This window comes from Vibrio ruber DSM 16370 (assembly GCF_900163965.1).
Lineage (GTDB): Bacteria > Pseudomonadota > Gammaproteobacteria > Enterobacterales > Vibrionaceae > Vibrio > Vibrio ruber.
The window spans coordinates 78290-96246 of sequence record NZ_FULE01000014.1 but is presented as its reverse complement, the minus strand read 5'-3'; the positions used below and the strand labels follow the sequence as shown (position 1 = coordinate 96246).

Annotated in this window: 16 protein-coding genes; 13 read left to right on the top strand and 3 right to left on the bottom strand. The window is 45.9% G+C overall.

Features of this window, described 5'->3' with window-relative positions:
• Positions 1–56: 56 nt before the first annotated feature.
• From znuA to VR7878_RS04570, 4 genes are all read left to right on the top strand, one after another.
• Entirely contained in the window at positions 57–944 is an 888-nt protein-coding gene (gene znuA, locus VR7878_RS04585) for a zinc ABC transporter substrate-binding protein ZnuA (RefSeq protein WP_077333818.1), read from the top strand.
• Between the two features lie 183 nt (positions 945–1127).
• Entirely contained in the window at positions 1128–1358 is a 231-nt protein-coding gene (locus VR7878_RS04580) for a FeoA family protein (RefSeq protein WP_077333816.1), read from the top strand.
• On the top strand, positions 1355–3640 hold the full coding sequence (gene feoB / locus VR7878_RS04575) for a Fe(2+) transporter permease subunit FeoB (protein ID WP_077333814.1): 2286 nt from the start codon (positions 1355–1357) through the stop codon (positions 3638–3640). Before VR7878_RS04580 ends, feoB begins: the two co-directional genes overlap by 4 nt.
• The gene (locus VR7878_RS04570; protein ID WP_077333812.1) at positions 3637–3867 is read left to right on the top strand and encodes a FeoC-like transcriptional regulator; all 231 of its coding nucleotides are present in this window, start codon (positions 3637–3639) and stop codon (positions 3865–3867) included. Before feoB ends, VR7878_RS04570 begins: the two co-directional genes overlap by 4 nt.
• 1 nt (position 3868) lies before the next feature.
• Here the strand turns inward: VR7878_RS04570 and VR7878_RS04565 are convergent, their stop codons facing one another.
• Positions 3869–4297: an HIT domain-containing protein gene (locus VR7878_RS04565; RefSeq protein ID WP_077333810.1), complete on the bottom strand. Its 429-nt coding sequence runs from the start codon at positions 4295–4297 to the stop codon at positions 3869–3871.
• Positions 4298–4548: 251 nt separating this feature from the next.
• On the opposite strand from VR7878_RS04565, the gene VR7878_RS04560 reads away from it, so the two are divergent.
• Positions 4549–4968: a DoxX family protein gene (locus VR7878_RS04560; protein ID WP_077334187.1), complete on the top strand. Its 420-nt coding sequence runs from the start codon at positions 4549–4551 to the stop codon at positions 4966–4968.
• Positions 4969–5038: 70 nt separating this feature from the next.
• Here VR7878_RS04560 and argS read toward each other — a convergent pair whose 3' ends face one another.
• Complete coding sequence (gene argS / locus VR7878_RS04555; protein WP_077333808.1) at positions 5039–6772, bottom strand: arginine--tRNA ligase; 1734 nt, start codon at positions 6770–6772, stop codon at positions 5039–5041.
• 197 nt (positions 6773–6969) lie between these two features.
• Between argS and VR7878_RS04550 the strand changes: the two genes are divergently transcribed.
• Positions 6970–7569 (top strand): VOC family protein, encoded by a 600-nt coding sequence (locus VR7878_RS04550; protein WP_077333806.1) that lies wholly within the window; start codon positions 6970–6972, stop codon positions 7567–7569.
• On the opposite strand, the gene VR7878_RS04545 is transcribed toward VR7878_RS04550, so the two are convergent.
• Positions 7566–10343 carry an insulinase family protein gene (locus VR7878_RS04545; protein WP_077333804.1) on the bottom strand — a complete coding sequence of 926 codons (2778 nt, stop codon included), beginning with the start codon at positions 10341–10343 and terminating at the stop codon, positions 7566–7568. The genes VR7878_RS04550 and VR7878_RS04545 overlap by 4 nt on opposite strands.
• Positions 10344–10576: 233 nt before the next feature.
• Between VR7878_RS04545 and sixA the strand changes: the two genes are divergently transcribed.
• The 7 genes from sixA (at position 10577) to VR7878_RS04510 (ending at position 17952) form a co-directional block, all read left to right on the top strand.
• Positions 10577–11044, top strand: coding sequence for a phosphohistidine phosphatase SixA (gene sixA, locus VR7878_RS04540; protein WP_077333802.1), 468 nt, complete (start codon positions 10577–10579; stop codon positions 11042–11044).
• Between the two features lie 445 nt (positions 11045–11489).
• On the top strand, positions 11490–13583 hold the full coding sequence (gene flhA / locus VR7878_RS04535; RefSeq protein WP_077333800.1) for a flagellar biosynthesis protein FlhA: 2094 nt from the start codon (positions 11490–11492) through the stop codon (positions 13581–13583).
• Between the two features lie 28 nt (positions 13584–13611).
• A complete protein-coding gene (gene flhF, locus VR7878_RS04530) occupies positions 13612–15114 on the top strand; it encodes a flagellar biosynthesis GTPase FlhF (protein WP_077333798.1) in 1503 nt (500 codons plus the stop codon).
• A gap of 13 nt (positions 15115–15127) precedes the next feature.
• Positions 15128–16015, top strand: a complete 888-nt coding sequence (locus VR7878_RS04525) for a MinD/ParA family protein (protein WP_077333796.1) — start codon at positions 15128–15130, stop codon at positions 16013–16015.
• Positions 16008–16742 carry an RNA polymerase sigma factor FliA gene (locus tag VR7878_RS04520; protein ID WP_077333794.1) on the top strand — a complete coding sequence of 245 codons (735 nt, stop codon included), beginning with the start codon at positions 16008–16010 and terminating at the stop codon, positions 16740–16742. Before VR7878_RS04525 ends, VR7878_RS04520 begins: the two co-directional genes overlap by 8 nt.
• Before the next feature lie 45 nt (positions 16743–16787).
• Positions 16788–17156 (top strand): chemotaxis response regulator CheY, encoded by a 369-nt coding sequence (gene cheY, locus VR7878_RS04515; protein WP_038179952.1) that lies wholly within the window; start codon positions 16788–16790, stop codon positions 17154–17156.
• Between the two features lie 70 nt (positions 17157–17226).
• On the top strand, positions 17227–17952 hold the full coding sequence (locus VR7878_RS04510) for a protein phosphatase CheZ (protein WP_077333792.1): 726 nt from the start codon (positions 17227–17229) through the stop codon (positions 17950–17952).
• Positions 17953–17957: the final 5 nt, after the last annotated feature.

Here is a 17957-nt window from a genome sequence, read left to right as displayed (position 1 = left end):
ATGTTATAATATAACATTTATGATAAATTGAAGCTATTAAGTTGGATATAAATTTCATGAAGTTCTTTCGTCTCACAACATTCACATTTCTGTTAAGTCTGTCAGTCCCGACGTGGGCACTTGATGTATTAACCAGTATTAAACCGATTCAAATGATTAGTTACGAATTGATGGCTGGTGTCAGTCAACCGGATGTGTTACTTGCACCGAATACATCACCGCACGATTATGCACTTCGTCCTTCGGATGTAAAGCGGATCAAGCAAGCGGATCTGGTTATCTGGTTTGGTGAAGGGCTGGAGCCTTTTTTATCAAAAGTGTTATCTCATCAAACCAATCAGTTGGTGATTAGTCACATTAAAGGCGTGCCGTTCAGACATTTTTCCGCATCTCATCATGACGATGGACATCATCATCATGGGAATATCAACCCTCATTTCTGGCTGGGTGTCGAGCAGGTTCGTGGCGTTGCGAAAGAGATTGCTGCGCGTCTGATTCAACAGGATCCGGATCATGCTCAACAGTATCAGCAAAATCTGACTGATTTTTTAACGCAGTTGACCAAAACAGACGGCCAGATTCAGGCGCGATTCGCCGGATACCACAACTATCCCTATTACGTTTTTCATGATGCATATGAGTATTTTGAAGCTCATTATCATTTAAATAATATCGGTCATTTTACCGTCAGTCCGGAGCGGAAACCGGGGGCGAAGACCCTGATTGAGATTCGGACCAAACTCAAAGAGCAGCCTAACGTCTGTATTTTTTCCGAGCCGCAGTTTCTACCATCGGTTATTACCAGTGTGACTCGGGGAACATCGGCTAAAGTGGGAGTGCTTGATCCGTTAGCAACCGATATTCCACTGGCAAAAGGGAGTTATTTCCACTTTTTAACCGCCTTGAGTCAGAGCTATACCAATTGTTTTAAAATGCAGCAATAATTGAATCAATGACGTGGTATAGCGCTCGCTATACCACGAGTAAAAGCCGCCATCACCAGACTTCAGAATATTTCGAAGTACATTCACTTTTGATCCTTCTCAATAATCTTCCCGTAATTTGCGCGTATACTGAAACCTGATAACGAGAATGCTTCTCATACATCATACCAGTAAGAATTAACCATGAATCTATCTCAGTTAAACCCCGGTCAACGTGCATCGATTTTAGGCTTCCGTCAACTCTCTGCCGAAGTGCGGAAGCGGTTAATGATCATGGGGATCTTGCCAGAAACGCCTGTCCTTTTAATTCGTAAAGCCCCGATGGGTGACCCGCTTCAGGTTGAAGTGCGTGGTGTTTCTCTGGCAATCAGAGAAAAAATTGCGGCGGCAATTGAAGTGGAGATTATCGGATGAAATACAATATCTTAACGGTCGGTAATCCAAACAGCGGCAAAACAACCTTATTTAATGGTTTAACCGGTGCACGTCAACAGGTGGGAAACTGGGCGGGGGTCACGGTTGAGAAAAAAACGGGTAGATATAGCTATTCCGGGAATGAATTTGCGCTCACTGATTTACCGGGTATTTATGCGTTAGATAGTGGCAATGACAGCCACAGTATTGATGAATCGATCGCATCGCGAGCGGTGTTGTCACATCCGGCCGATTTAATTCTGAATGTTGTTGATGTGACCTGCCTTGAGCGCAGTTTATACATGACCCTACAGTTGCGTGAACTCGGGCGCCCGATGATCGTGGTGCTTAATAAAATGGATGTACTCAAAAGAGAGCGTCGTTCGATTGATGTGAAGCGATTGGCGCAACTGTTGGGATGTCCGGTTTATCCGATTTCTGCCAATAATCGTTCTCAGGTGCTGCAGTTGAAAGAGAGTCTCGATAAAACCTTGTTACAAGGTATTGCTCTCAACGCATTACAGCTGGACTATGGCGATTCATTTGAGGCGATGATTGAGGCCGTCACGCCATTGTTTTCATCGCAAACGGACAAATCACAAACAGTTTCTTCACGGGCGTTAGCGATTCGTGCGCTGGGTGGTGACAGCCTTATCACCCAGTTTTTATCGGATTCAGCGCGACGACAATTGAATGATTTGCAACTGAACAGTCTGCTGGATATTGATTTGCACGTCGCCAACATCAAATACACATGGTTACATGAACAATGTCAGGATGTTCGTCGTGAGCAAGGTGTCTTGGGACATCGTTTTACCAAGCGTCTGGATCAGGTGGTTCTCCATAAGTGGGTTGGTATTCCGTTCTTCTTTCTGGTGATGTACCTGATGTTTATGTTCTCGATTAATATCGGGAGTGCTTTTATCGATTTCTTTGATATTTCTGTGGGTGCGTTGCTGGTTGATGGTGGTCATGCTTTATTGGATCAACATCTGCCGGTGTGGTTGGTCACACTGTTAGCTGACGGATTAGGTGGCGGGATTCAAACTGTCGCAACCTTTATTCCGGTGATTGCCTGCCTCTATCTGTTTTTAGCGGTGCTGGAAAGCTCCGGGTATATGGCCCGGGCTGCGTTCGTGCTCGATAAAGTCATGCAGAAAATCGGTCTGCCGGGTAAAGCCTTCGTGCCGCTTATTCTGGGATTTGGTTGTAATGTACCTTCCATTATGGCGACGCGAACTTTGGATCAGGAAAGAGAAAGACGCTTATCCGCTGCCATGGCACCTTTTATGTCTTGTGGAGCCCGGTTACCGGTTTATGCGTTGCTGGCTGCGGCTTTTTTCCCGCATAGTGGCCAGAACGTTGTCTTTTCGCTCTACTTGTTGGGGATTGTCGCTGCGGTATTCACTGGCATGGTTTTACGGCACACGATCTATCCCGGCAGTAGCGAAAGTATGGTGATGGAAATACCGGACTATGAATTACCGACACTACAAAATATTCTGATTAAAACATGGCAGAAACTGAAACGGTTTGTATTAGGTGCCGGGAAAACTATCGTAGTGGTAGTGACCGTTCTGAGTTTTTTAAACTCGATCGGAACAGATGGTAGTTTCGGACACGAAAACAGTGATACATCGGTGTTGTCGAAAGTGTCACAACGTGTCACTCCGCTGTTTGCACCAATCGGTATACAGCAAGAAAACTGGCCGGCAACTGTCGGGATCGTGACCGGTATTTTTGCCAAAGAAGCCGTCGTTGGTACGCTGAATAATCTCTATTCCTCTCAGCCTGATGAGGCACATGATTTTGACCTGCTGGCGAGCTTGAAAGAGGCGCTGCAAACGATTCCTGATAACCTAATCTCATTGAGCTTTTCTGATCCTTTGGGGATTGAAGTCGGGGATTTATCTGATGCTCAATTGGCCGCTGAAGCACAGGATGTGGATTCATCGATATACAGCAATCTGCAATATTATTTTCAAAGTCATTCCGCAGCGTTTGCATACCTGATTTTTATTTTGCTCTATACGCCTTGTGTCGCGGCAATGGGGGCTTATGTCAGAGAGTTCGGTGCCCGGTATGCCCGGTTCATTGCAGTCTGGACCTTTGGATTGGCTTACTGTACGGCAACATTTTTCTACCAAGCGATGAATATTATGCAACATCCGCTGCAAAGTATGTTGTGGATGACATTGATTGTGCTCGGGGGATGGGGATTATATCGTTTGCTGAAGCACCAAGGTGATGTGATTAAAAAGTTTGAGCGTCAAGCCGTATGATTCTGAATGAGCTGAAAAGTTACCTGGAACAGCATGGCACGACCAGCGGTGCGACATTAGCGCGTCATTTTCGCATCAGTGAAGATGGCGTCGATGCCATGCTCGGCATCTGGGTCAAAAAAGGGCTCATTTCCCGTTTTGTCGATACCAGCAACAGTGGAGAAGTCCGACGTATTCGCTATGCGGTGAATCCGCCTGAGACTCTGTCGCTGACTGCGATCCTGTGAGCTAAGCCGGTGTAAATATATCTGATTGAGCCAATGCTGTTTTCAGCACGTTGGCTGTATATTGCTGTGCCGCATCACTTCTGCGGATTCCTGCTGTATTGCCCCAGAGTGGGCCCGGCCATGCTTCATCCTCAGTAAATCTTGCAATATGGTGATAATGAAGCTGAGGAACCATGTTGCCCAGTGCTCCGAGATTGATTTTATCGGGGTGATACTGAGATTCTAAAATCTGACTGATCCATTGCGATTCAATGAGGAACTGTTGTTGATCGACCATCGGTAAGTGGTGGAACTCTTTCACTCCGGCACGTTTCGGAACCAAAATAATCCATGGTACCGCTTGATCCCGATGTAACAACACCAGACAAAGCGGGAAATCACCGAGGTGGGTGGTATCTTGCTGTAACTGAGGGTGGAGTTCGAAACTCATGGCATTTTGCCTCTGCGATAAAATGAAACCGATTGAGAATAGCACATCTTCATGACGGATACGTTGAATTCGTTGATGGTGAGAAATCGTTTATTGATTTCTGAAGCGCTGAAGGGAATAAATTTCTAATTCTTTGATTTAGGATAGTATTTTTGTTCGATTTTTTTGATGAAGATGATGGAAAATACACCAAGGTCATCTCAATTGTTACCGATATACTACATATAGAATCAGTTGATTTGGAGTCACTAATGAATAGTTTGATCCGTAAGTTTGAAGCAGGAATGAACCATCCTGACGCTGCAAAGTTAATTCTCAGAGTGAGTTTCAGCTTAATGTTTTTATTACACGGCATCCATAAAATATATGATGGCACTGCATTTATTCAGGGGATGTTCGTTGATATCGGCTTGCCGGGCTTTTTTGCCTACGCCGTTTATCTGGGCGAAGTAATTGCCCCGATTATGATTGTTTTGGGCCTGTTTACCCGTTTTGCTGCCACAGCCGTGATAGGAACCTCAATTGTCGTTATCGGGCTGATGCACCGGGATAATTTCTTCTCACTGAATGAATATGGTGCTTGGGCTGTTGAAGATATCGCGACCTATTTATTTGCATCAATCACCATTTTACTACTCGGCTCGGGCAAGTATGCCATGCGTCCTGATTAATGCCAGACAGCAACGCTGTTATAAAAAAACCAGCATTTTGGCTGGTTTTTTTTGTCTGATTCAGATGATTCTACATCCGTTCGAGCGTTTGAATCCCTAACAGGTTCAGCCCTTTCTGAATGGTTTTTGCGGTCAGCGCTGCGAGTTTCAGGCGGCTGTTTCGTGTCGCCTCATCGGCTGCCGATAAAATAGGGCAAGCCTCATAGAAGCTCGAGAACTGGCCTGCTAATTCGAACAGGTAGGCACACATTAAGTGTGGCTGACCTTCACGAGCGACAGATTGAATCGTTTCTTCAAACTGTAGTAGCTTGGTGATCATCAGTTTTTCTTTATCATCGCAAATCCGGAGCTCACCTTTGAGGTTGTCCATTGTGATACCGGCTTTAGAGAAAATGGAAGCGACTCGCGTATAAGCATATTGCATGTAAGGTGCCGTATTACCTTCAAAAGCCAGCATGTTATCCCAATCGAATACGTAGTCAGTGGTGCGGTGTTTCGATAAGTCTGCATATTTGACAGCAGCCATTGCGACGGTTTTGGCGATATTCGTTTTTTCGTCTTGAGCCAGTTCCGGATTCTTACTGTCAATCAACCGAATCGCGCGATCTTCTGCTTCATCCAGCAGGTCGGTCAGACGGACAGTGCCACCAGCCCGGGTTTTAAATGGTCGCCCATCTTTACCCAGCATCATACCGAAAGCATGATGTTCAAGTGAGACACTATCCGGGATATATCCTGCTTTCCGGACAATGGTCCATGCCTGTTGTAGATGCTGATGCTGACGTGAATCGATAAAATATAGAACTCGGTCTGCACCCAATTGTTCGTAACGGTACTTGGCACAAGCGATATCAGTTGTCGTATAGAGATAACCACCGTCACGTTTCTGAATGATGACACCCATCGGTTCGCCGTCTTTATTCTTGTATTCGTCAAGAAATACGACTTGTGCGCCATCATCTTCTTGCGCTAACCCTTGCGCTTTCAGATCGGCAACGACTTCCGGCAGCATGGTGTTATACATGCTTTCTCCCATGACATCATCACGGGTTAAAGAAACATTGAGCCGGTCATAGTTGATCTGATTCTGAGTCATGGTGATATCGACCAGCTTCTTCCACATCTCAGTGCAGAAGGTATCACCGCTCTGCAATTTTACGACGTAGCTTCTGGCTTTTTCAGCAAAGGTTTCGTCTTGATCATAGCGTTGTTTTGATTCGCGGTAGAATGCTTCCAGATCTGCGAGTGCCATCGACGGGGTATCGTCATTTTGCTGAACGCGCTCCAGATTGGCAATCAACATCCCAAACTGAGTTCCCCAGTCGCCGATATGGTTGGCCCGAATCACTTTATGCCCCAAAAATTCAAGGGTACGAACAACTGCATCACCGATAATTGTTGAGCGGAGGTGGCCGACGTGCATTTCTTTTGCGACATTGGGGGCAGAGTAATCAGCAACGATGGTTTGCGGTGTTTCCTGCGCGACGCCAAGGCGTGGATCAGCCAACGCTTGTTCAGCCTGCTGAGCCAAGAATGTTTCACTGAGGAATATGTTGATGAATCCCGGCCCGGCAATTTCAGTTTTGCTGGCAATTCCTTCCAGATCAAGTACATCGAGTACTTTTTGCGCAAATTCGCGTGGGTTCGTCCCTAGTTTTTTGGCAACCCCCATCACACCATTGGCTTGATAATCACCAAACTGTGGCTTGGCGGACTGGCGGACAGCTGCTGGGCTGCCGGCAGGCGCGCCTGCGGCTTCAAGTGCTTGAGATACTTTATCGTTTATCAATGCTTGGATATTCACGTACTTATCCTTCACTTCTAGGAATTGTCTGCTTGTGTATCACTTCGTTGCGATACACGTTTCGATCAGGTTCAAAAATTGGCGCACATAATAGCAATTTTATTATCACTCTTATAGAGAAAAGCACCTGAATTTTTCTACTTTCCACCAGATCCTGTTAGGATTCAACTCGTCTTTGAACTGATGATGGTAGCCAAATGCATTCTCCTCTTACCTCAAACCGTCTTATGCCAACACAAATGTACCAAGATTCAACGGCTTTTATCCGTAAAATCAGTGCACTATGTGATGTGCTGCAACTGGATTTAGCACCGTTCCAACTGGATCATATTGCTATGCGGATTAATGACCGGCAACTTGCTGAAGCAGCCCATGAGGTATGGTTGAATGAGGGCATAGAAATCTCATCGGCACAAATTAACGGGCGACCGATTATTGTGATTGCATTGGAGAGCCCAATCATGCTCGGAGAATGGTCAACGCGCTATTTGGAACTACCTTATCCGGTGCAAGGGAAGTCTTATCCGCGTCAAGGATGGGAGCATGTGGAATTTGTCATTCCTTCCGGTGCGACGAATATCGATGATTTTTTGCAGGATATTTGGCAGCGTTTCCCTGCGCTGAAACAGTTATGGCCGACATTGGAACAACAAGGGATCAAGGTAAAATGTTCTGCGCCAAAAGGAGAGGGGGAGCGTTTGGCAAACCCGACGATTGCTTTTCGTCAGGGAGATATTTGCCTTAAGTTGCATCCCCATTCGCTGGCGCAAGTGATTGCTTCAGAACGTCAAATCTAGCCGAGCTCATAAGCTTTTGGCATAAGTTGAAATGCTTCAATTGAGCCAATTTCCCGACCCAGAGTCAGCTGTTCGGCATCATGGTGCGCATTGCCCTGAGTGTGCATGATAAGGCGATTGGCCGTTCTGGGTTTCAGTTCATTGACAACAAAGCGGATCATATCTGAACGCGACAGTTGTTTCAGTTCCTGCAACACGAGTTCTCGCTGATTAAATTGGTGGTCTTTATTGCCGATAGCGACCCAGAAGCGTTGTGCCCGGCTTCTGAGGGTCGGATCCGGAATCGCAATTTGGTTGAACAAACCTCGTTTGCTGCTATGCCATTGGTATTCGTTTAATTCCAGTAACACCAGATAAAAGGCATTGAGAAATTCATCAATCGAGGCGATTAAATCCACCGGTGCTGCATGAGGGGATTGCACATACATCACGATTCCCGGGTGGCGGTTTAGTGGGAGGTTCCCGGTTCCGACCATATAACCGAGCTGCTGTTTGGTTCTGATTTCATGGAAAAAAGTTGCCGACATCAAGTGGTTGGCCAAAGAGTACAGCGCCACACTTTTGGGAGAAATATCAGCACACTGATAGTACAACACCACCGCGGAATCATCCTGATCACAGAACACTTCCCGGCGAAAAGTACCTTGTTTACCCAACATGACCAAAGGACGAAGTGATTCTTCGTAACGTTGATCGCGCACGTGCAACGCCTGAATTAACTGCTGCCCGATTTGCAATGCATCCGATTTTCTCCAGTCACCGTAAATGAACATCTCCACATGGAGTTGAGATAACATCTGATCGACAAACGGTGCCAGTTCCTGAACTTTGATGGTTTGCAATGCTGCCAACAAGCTTTCATAAGGCGGGTTATTCGGCTGTAACAACCCGGTCATGGCATTGAACAGTTGTGAGATAGGACGATCTTTCGCAGCATTTCGCCAGCTTCGTTCCAGCTGGGTTCTGACGGACTGGAAACGATGTTCACTGAACTCTCTCTTTTTGAAACGATCCAGAATTAATGCCAATAACTCAGGTTGTTTCTGGCTGAAACCAGAAATAGACAATGTCACCCCGCCTTGATGGGTATACATGTTATATCCCATCCCGGCGATCTCTGCCGGATAAGTCTCTTTTGCCAGAGAGTCGAGGAAAATCTCAACACATAATCGGGTCATGACGATATTACGGGGGCTCTGTACCGCATAAGGGCTGTCAATGGCGACATAGATAACGCCTTTGGGAACTAAGAATTCCTGATCTTGCATGTGCCACAGACGAAAACCGTCACTTTCCTGAATGATTTGTGGTTGATCATCATCAGACTCGATCGGTTTTGGTTGTAATCCGTGGCAGATGAAAGGATTCGGCTCAGGTAATGTCATGCTGAGTTCTGACTGAGTCTGATGGAAATAAGCGAATTGAGCGTCAGTAAAAGGGGTGACGGAATACGGGGTGTAATACCAATTTGCTGTCTCAGTATAATCGCCGCCCTGAGCCAATAGCGTCGCTCTGAGATTCTCAGGCACAAACTGATCGATAATCTCTCTGAGCAGCGCTTCATCATAGCCTTTCATCATATAGTCGCCATAGATGACATCTTCTTCTTGGTAATGCTGCATATTCATCACCAGATGGCTGACCATATCTAACGGTCGCGGGACTTCTTGATAACGGAATGTTGCTTCAAGCACCGCTTTTTTCTCTTCATAACGCCAGGCTTGCAGCCCTTGTTCCCGGATCAAGTTGATGTAGCTGAACACGGCCTGAATAATCGTCTCAACAGCGGTCATCCCTGCTTCTGTCAGTAACATACTGATGGTAAATTCCCGGTAGTTACTGCCGCTGGTGCCTCCTCCGGCTGACAGGCTGGTAATCCACCCCTTATCTTTCAGTGCCTGCGTTAAACTGTCTTTTCCTTCATAACCGAGTAAATGCGCAAAATAAGACAGCGGTTTTTGCTGATAATAAATATCCATGCAGGGCAATGGGAAAGACAGAAACAGCTTACGGATATCTTTCAGGGGCTCAACCTCAATCATCAGCCCGGTATGTTTGTCGGTGACATAGGGCTCCTGAACGGTTTTTCCCCGATGCTGTTGATTGAACACATTGGCAAATCGTTCCGTGATCCACTGCTCTTGTATATCGAGTGGTTCGGGAGCAATCACCGCTAACGTCATCAAATCAGCAGAATAATGCTCACAGTAGAACTGCATGATTTCTTCACGAATACTGACCTGATTTCGATCTGACAGCGTTTGCTCGTTCCCTACAGAAAATTTGGCGAAAGGGTGCTGCGGATGAATCGTTTCTTTGTGCACCTGATAAAGGCGGCGGATATCATCATTGAGTTTGAGCTTATACTCCGATTCAATGGCTTGGCGCTCTTTGTCGAGCGATTCTTTATTAAACAGTGGGGCAGTAAAAAACTGGGCAAAACGATCCAGTGCCTTTTCAAAGGCTGAAGTCGTAATATCAAAAAAGAAACAACTATGCTCAGTCCCTGTCCAGGCATTATGTGTTCCACCATGTTGATTAATAAAACTTTGAAACTCGCCGGAGTTTGGGTATTTTTCCGTGCCCAAAAATAGCATATGCTCTAGGTAATGGGCTAAGCCCTCACGATCTGTTGGATCATCAAAGTGTCCGACGTTGACTGCCAGCGCTGCTGCACTTTTAGGTGCATCTGGGTCACAAATCAATAGCGCCCGAAGTTGGTTCGGTAAGGTGATGTATCGGTAACTATTTGTATCATTTGGACTGATATGCACGAGACATGTCTCCGGACGTAGCGAGGGAATCGATTATTAGTATGACGTTGAAAACTGACGTCGCCAACCTCAGATAACAATTTTATGAGTAAAATGTTATTTTAATTTGCTCAATTCGAGTGAAGCAGCCAATATAGAGTTGAGGTTTCTCTAACGACGAAAATCAGGCTTGGCTATATTGAGTGAGTATGAACTCACCAGTGAGTTTAATGGTGTATTAAGGTAGCCATCATATGAAAATTTTTATTATGCGTCATGGAGAAGCGGGATATTGCGCGACAGGTGATGCGGATCGACCTCTGACCGGACTCGGGAAGAGTGAGTCTGTTTCAGTGATGAAACAGGCGAATGACATACAGAAAATCAGCGTCGATAAAGTGTTAATTAGCCCTTATCTCAGAGCACAAGAAACATGGCGGGAAATCGCTGCTTACGTTGAAGCTCGCAGTATCACAACTTGTGACGATATAACACCTTACGGGAAATCGGATCGGGTGTTTGATTATCTGATGGCTTTGGCTGATATTGAGCGGGTCAATTCGTTTTTTCTCGTCTCCCACTTACCTTTGGTCGGCTACTTGACCAGTGAGTTCGTCAGAGATATGCCGGCACCGATGTTTCCGACATCCGGACTGGCTTGTCTTGATTACGTTCCTGAGACACAAAAGGGTGAATTGTTGTGGCGTCTCGCGCCGAAATAGCTTTTCGGTGATAGCGAGTCAGATTAGTTTGCAGACCTTTGTCAGAAGAGTGGAACATTTAGGTTGAATGTTCCACTCTATTCGCGAGACATTGCTCTCTGTTTTTTGTGCAGAACCAAACACTGAAGCAGGCATCTCAGCTTAGTCTGATAGATTGAAGTGTGTTTCTGTGCGACTTCTTGTGACGAATTTCCCACTTTGTTGTATGTTTTGATCCTATGGCCTGACTGATATGGGGGCGTTGTGATTATTTCTTTGTTGTTCAGCCATGTTGTGGTGAGATTCAAGCCCATCTAATCAACCGAATCCTGACTGGGTATGTGAGCCATAAATTTGACATGTTTATGGTGCAATTATTGCATGAAGCGGAAAATCCAGAAATTCCCGACGACGGCCTGAAGTTCAGGCACTTCGATTCCCAACAGAGAATTATGAACGGTCATCTATGAAGTTTACGCTGCCATTCGCTGACAAATTACCGCCGATGCCACGGAGAACGATTCCTGCTATCGGTGCGCCTGTGATGGTACTGGCGACGCTGGGGATGGTGGTTTTGCCTATCCCGGCATTTATGCTGGACCTCTTTTTTACATTTAACATCGCTTTATCAATGGTCGTTTTACTGGTGACCGTATATACACGCAGACCGCTTGATTTTGCTGCTTTTCCTTCCGTATTGCTGATTGCAACGCTGTTGCGTTTAGCATTGAACGTTGCATCGACCCGGGTGGTTTTATTATATGGCCACGAGGGGGCAGGGGCTGCCGGTAGTGTGATCGAAGCCTTTGGTAGTGTGGTTATCGGGGGCAACTATGCCGTCGGTCTGGTGGTTTTCCTGATTTTGATGATTATTAACTTTATGGTTGTCACGAAAGGGGCCGGCCGGATTTCTGAAGTGAGTGCTCGCTTTACGTTAGATGCTTTACCCGGAAAACAAATGGCTATTGATGCCGATTTGAATGCCGGTTTGATTGATCAAGAACAGGCACGTCTGCGTCGGTTTGAAGTGACCAAAGAAGCTGACTTTTACGGTTCGATGGATGGTGCTTCAAAGTTTGTCAAAGGTGACGCAATTGCCGGGATTCTCATTCTATTCATCAACATTGTGGGTGGATTAACCATTGGGATGATCCAGTACGATCTGAGTTTTAGTGAGGCGATTCAGATTTACACCTTGTTGACCATTGGTGACGGGTTGGTTGCTCAAATTCCGTCACTGCTCTTATCGATCGGTGCCGCGATTATGGTGACGCGTCAAAATACCGATGAAGATATGGGACAGCAGGTGATATTCCAGCTGTTTGATAACCCGAAAGCCCTGATGATTACCGCTGCAATTCTAGGCGTCATGGGGATTGTGCCGGGTATGCCTCATTTTGCTTTTTTGCTACTGGCCTGTCTGGCTGGTGGCGGAGCCTATCTTTTACATAAAAAGCGAGATAAGGCCGCTGAAGGGGAGCAGTTACCCGCAGAAATGGATACCGAGTCTCCGAAGTTAAAAGAGCTGTCTTGGGATGATGTTCAGCCGGTAGATATCATTGGTCTCGAAGTCGGTTACCGGTTAATTCCGTTGGTTGATCGCGATCAGGGTGGAGAACTGCTGGAGCGGGTCAAAGGGGTCAGAAAGAAACTATCGCAAGATTTTGGTTTTCTGATTCCGCCTGTTCATATCCGGGATAACCTCGAATTAACACCGAACAGTTACCGAATTACGTTGATGGGGGTTGCTGTCGGGGAGGCCGAAATTCGTCCTGATCAGGAGCTGGCGATCAATCCGGGGCAAGTCTATGGGCTGATTGATGGTGAGCAGACCTATGACCCGGCGTTTGGTTTAGAAGCGGTCTGGATTCGTGAGGATCAGCGAGAACATGCTCAGGCATTAGGTTATACCGTTGTCGATTCATCGACGGTGTTAGCGACTCACTTAAGCCAGCTACTCACCAATAATGCTGCCCAGTTGATCGGCCACGAAGAGGTTCAGAATTTACTGGAGATGTTATCGCGGAGCGCACCGAAACTGGTTGAAAATTTTGTGCCGGATCAACTGCCGTTGGGAACTGTCGTCAAGGTTTTGCAAAATTTACTGCATGAAGCGATTCCGATTCGTGACATTCGCACCATTATTCAAACCCTCGCAGAATATTCCGGAAAGAGTCAAGAACCTGACATCTTGACGGCTGCTGTCAGGATTTCTCTGAGACGTTTAATTGTTCAGGAAATCAATGGTATAGAGCCTGAACTACCGGTGATCACGTTGATCCCTGAGTTGGAACAATTATTGCATCAGACCATGCAGGCGTCAGGTGGAGAGTCCGCCGGTATTGAACCCGGCCTTGCTGAACGGCTCCAGTCTTCCTTGAGTCAGGCGACTCAGGAGCAAGAGCTGAAAGGTGAACCAGCCGTTTTACTGACCTCGGGTGTACTGCGTGCCACACTGGCTAAATTTGTAAAAAATACGATACCCAACTTGCGCGTACTTTCTTATCAGGAGATTCCTGACGAGAAACAGATTCGAATTGTACAGGCTGTCGGTAACTAGCAGATAAACATGATGGTGGGTTGCTGCTTTGAAGATAAAACGATTTTTTGCTAAAGACATGAAAACCGCACTACTCCAAGTGAAAGAAGAACTTGGGGTCGATGCGGTGATCATGTCTAATAAAAAAGTTGCAGGTGGGGTAGAAATCGTTGCTGCGGTTGACAGCGATACCGTTACTCCTAAAACACAGGTGCACGGTTATAATTCTCAGCCGCGTTACCGGAATGCACCTTCGGCCGCTTCATCAGGACGACGCGAGCTAGAAGATGATCGTGTCCAGCTTGGTCAACGTGCAGCGACAACCCTTCAGAAACCACAACAGAAGCGGCAGTCTTCCGGTCAACGTGGTTCTATGACCAACCGCTTTGCCAATTTACTGAAACAGTATACGCCGGCTCAGTCAGATGAAGAACCGACACGCGAAGATTCGTTGTCGTCTTTGTTGCAGCGTCAAGCCAAAGAAAAGAATACTACCGCAAGTCATGCCTCTTCACGCCATGGGGAGAACGGGCCTGTCAGCCGATGGGAAGAGCGAGAAGAGCCTCACAAGCCTCAACTGGATCCTTCTCGTTATGAACGTCGCCAAAAACGCGAAGAAGAGTCGCAGAGTCCCCAGGATTTTGAGTTGATGAAAGAAGACATCAATTCAATTCGTCGTCTTCTGGAACATCAGGTCTCCGGCCTAATGTGGCAAGAGGTTGAGCGTCGGGAACCATTGCGAGCAATGTTAATCAAGCGGTTATCTCGGATGGGATTGTCATTGGAATTGGCAGATCAGCTTGCTTGTTATATACCGGAAGACACGCCGCCGCCGAAAGCATGGCGTGCTTTGCTTGGTTTGGTGTCGGATCAAATTCCGGTTGTGAATCAGGATATTTTAAAGCGGGGCGGGGTTGTGGCCTTGCTTGGCCCGACCGGTGTCGGAAAAACGACAACCGTTGCAAAACTGGCTGCCAGAGCCGCGATGGAATACGGTTCGGATAATGTCGCACTGGTCACGACGGATACTTATCGTATTGGTGCTCATGAGCAGTTAGCGATATATGGCAGAATTATGGGGTGTCCGGTAAAAGTTGCTAAAGATTCCAACGAGTTAGCCGATGTAGTTCAACAGTTACGAAATCGACGTCTGATTCTTGTGGATACAGCCGGTATGGGCCAACGAGATGTGCGCCTGTCTGAGCAACTTGACACTTTAATGCAGGACCGGGGTGGTGTGATCAAAAGTTACTTAGTTTTACCAGCAACAGCACAAAGAAAGGTGCTTCAGGAAACCATTGACCACTTCAGACGAATTCCCTTATCCGGATGCATCATGACCAAGTTAGATGAATCCTTGAGTTTGGGAGAGTTTGTGAGTGTGGTGGTAGAAAATGCGTTACCAGTCGCTTACATCGCGAATGGTCAGCGTGTCCCTGAAGATATTGTGATAGCTCAGCCAAAATATATGGTAGCGAAAGCGAACGAATTGCTAGAGAAGTCGGCTGACAATGAGCCTCACTACTGGAGTAGTGACTCAGAGAGAATCTAGGCGGCGAATAGATATGACAGATAAAATGATTTTCGACCAAGCAAGCGGCCTGCGCCGTTTAAGCCAACCAACACTGACAAAAGTGATTGCAGTGACGGGTGGAAAAGGTGGTGTTGGGAAAACCAACGTCACCTTGGGAATGGCAATGAGTATGGCTCGTCAGGGCAAAAAAGTGATGGTACTTGATGCTGACCTGGGATTGGCAAACGTAGATGTCATGTTAGGTATTCGTCCCAAAAAGAATCTGGGGCATGTCCTGGCTGGTGAGTGTGAGCTAAAAGATGCTATCGTTGAAGGACCATATGGGATTAGAATTATTCCGGCAACTTCCGGCACTAAGTCCATGGTAGAATTATCCCATGCACAACATATCGGATTGATTCGGGCATTTGGTAGCTTAGAAGAGGAAATGGACGTGTTGTTGGTTGACACGGCTGCTGGTATTTCTGATATGGTTGTGAGCTTTGCTCGGGCTGCTCAGGATGTTGTTGTGGTTGTTTGTGATGAACCGACGTCAATTACCGATGCTTATGCTTTAATTAAGTTATTGAGCCGTGAGCATCAGGTGCAGCGTTTTAAGATTGTTGCCAACATGGTGCGAAGTTATCGAGAAGGACGTGAATTGTTTGCGAAGTTGACCTTAGTCACAGAGCGGTTCCTGAATGTCGGCATAGAACTCGTCGCATGTATACCTTTAGACGATAATGTACGTCAGGCTGTGAAAAAACAAAAAATCATCGTTGATGCCTTTCCACGTTCACCGGCATCGCTTGCAATTAGCTCTTTGGCGAATAAAGCATTAACATGGCCTATACCCAAAACACCGAGCGGCCATTTGGAATTTTTTGTTGAACGGTTGCTAAATCGAACTGAAATAGTAGGGGAACCTTTTGGTGAATAAGGCGCTGACTTACGATCAATATGGAAATATCAATAATCAGCAGGCTTTTCTGGAAAAGTATTCTGTATTGGTTAAGCGTATCGCACACCACTTGATCGGACGGTTACCTCCGAGTGTTCAGGTCGAAGATTTAATTCAAGCGGGAATGATCGGACTACTCGAAGCGCAAAAAAACTATGATAATAGTAAAGGCGCCAGTTTTGAAACCTACGCGGGTATTCGTATTCGTGGTGCAATGTTGGATGATATTCGTCGTGGAGACTGGGTTCCCCGCTCCGTTCATAAATATAATCGTGAGATCAGTCAGGCAATTTCGGTACTTGAAGGTGAATTAAATCGTGAACCGACCGATACAGAAGTTGCCAGGTATCTGGGAATGTCGTTAGATCAATATCATAGCGTCATTACCGATATAAACAGTTCCCGAATTGTTGGTATTGAAGATTTAGGGGTTTCTGATGACGTAATATCACCTTTTGATAGTGATGATGAAAACTCACCATTTAAAGGTGTTGCTGACGAATCATTTCGTAAAGCATTGGTTGAATCAATAAAATCGCTTCCTGAACGTGAAGCTTTAGTACTTTCGCTCTATTATGATGAAGAGCTAAACTTAAAAGAAATTGGTGAAGTGCTTGGTGTAAGTGAATCTCGCGTAAGCCAAATATTAAGCCAAACCATGCAGCGTTTAAGAACAAAGCTGCGTTCTTGGACACAAAATGACTAAATATCACTGATCTCATACTCAGTGGAGGCAATTTTGAATAAAAACATGAAAATCCTTATTGTTGACGATTTTTCAACAATGCGCCGAATAGTGAAAAACCTGCTCCGCGACTTGGGTTTTAATAATACTCAAGAAGCTGATGACGGGTTGACGGCTTTGCCTATGCTTAAGAAAGGTGATTTTGACTTTGTCGTGACCGACTGGAACATGCCGGGAATGCAAGGGATTGATTTACTGAAACACATTCGTTCTGATGAAGAGCTGAAGCACCTGCCGGTGTTGATGATTACAGCCGAAGCGAAGCGTGAGCAAATTATTGAAGCTGCTCAGGCAGGTGTAAATGGCTATATTGTCAAACCATTTACAGCGGCTACGCTTAAGGAAAAGTTGGATAAAATCTTTGAGCGTTTATAAGTCTTGAACGTTGGTCTGAGTATCTGATCAGGTGAGAGAAACATTTATTCGCGTATAAAGGCTCTTCAGGATGATTGAATTAGAACAAGCACAACAGCTCGTCCATTTATTGGAAAGCGGCAAAAAAGAAGAAGCTAATGCATTATTGGTGAATATATATAAGGCTAAATCTGCTGATCCTATGTTTCGGCAGATTGGTGAACTGACCCGAGAACTGCATGAATCGATAAAGGAATTCACCATCGATGAACGGATGAGTGAGATTGCGACGGCTGAAATTCCTGATGCAAAAGATCGCCTCCAGTACGTCATTTCCAAAACCGAGGTTGCTGCTAACAAAACAATGGATGCCGTTGATCGCTGTATGCCTATCGCTGATCAATTGCATCAGACGCTGTTGGATGTTCGTCCTCAGTGGAATGAGCTCATGAAAGGCCGTATCGCATTAGATGAGTTCAAAGCACTCTGCCATAGAATTGACGATCTACTTAGCCAGATTGAAGGCGATAGTTCGGAATTACGTGGTGAGTTGATGGACATTCTCATGGCTCAAGATTTCCAAGACCTGACAGGACAGATTATTCGTCGGGTTATCACATTGGTTAGTGAAGTCGAACAGCGGTTGGTCGATATTCTTACCGTGTTTGGAACAGAGCAATCAGAACAACAACAAGAAGATAAGACAAAACATCAATCTACTGATCCTGAGGGGCCAATTTTGAATCCTCATGAAAGAAGTGATGCTGTTTCATCTCAAGACGAAGTTGACGATTTGTTATCGAGTCTTGGTTTTTAGAGGTG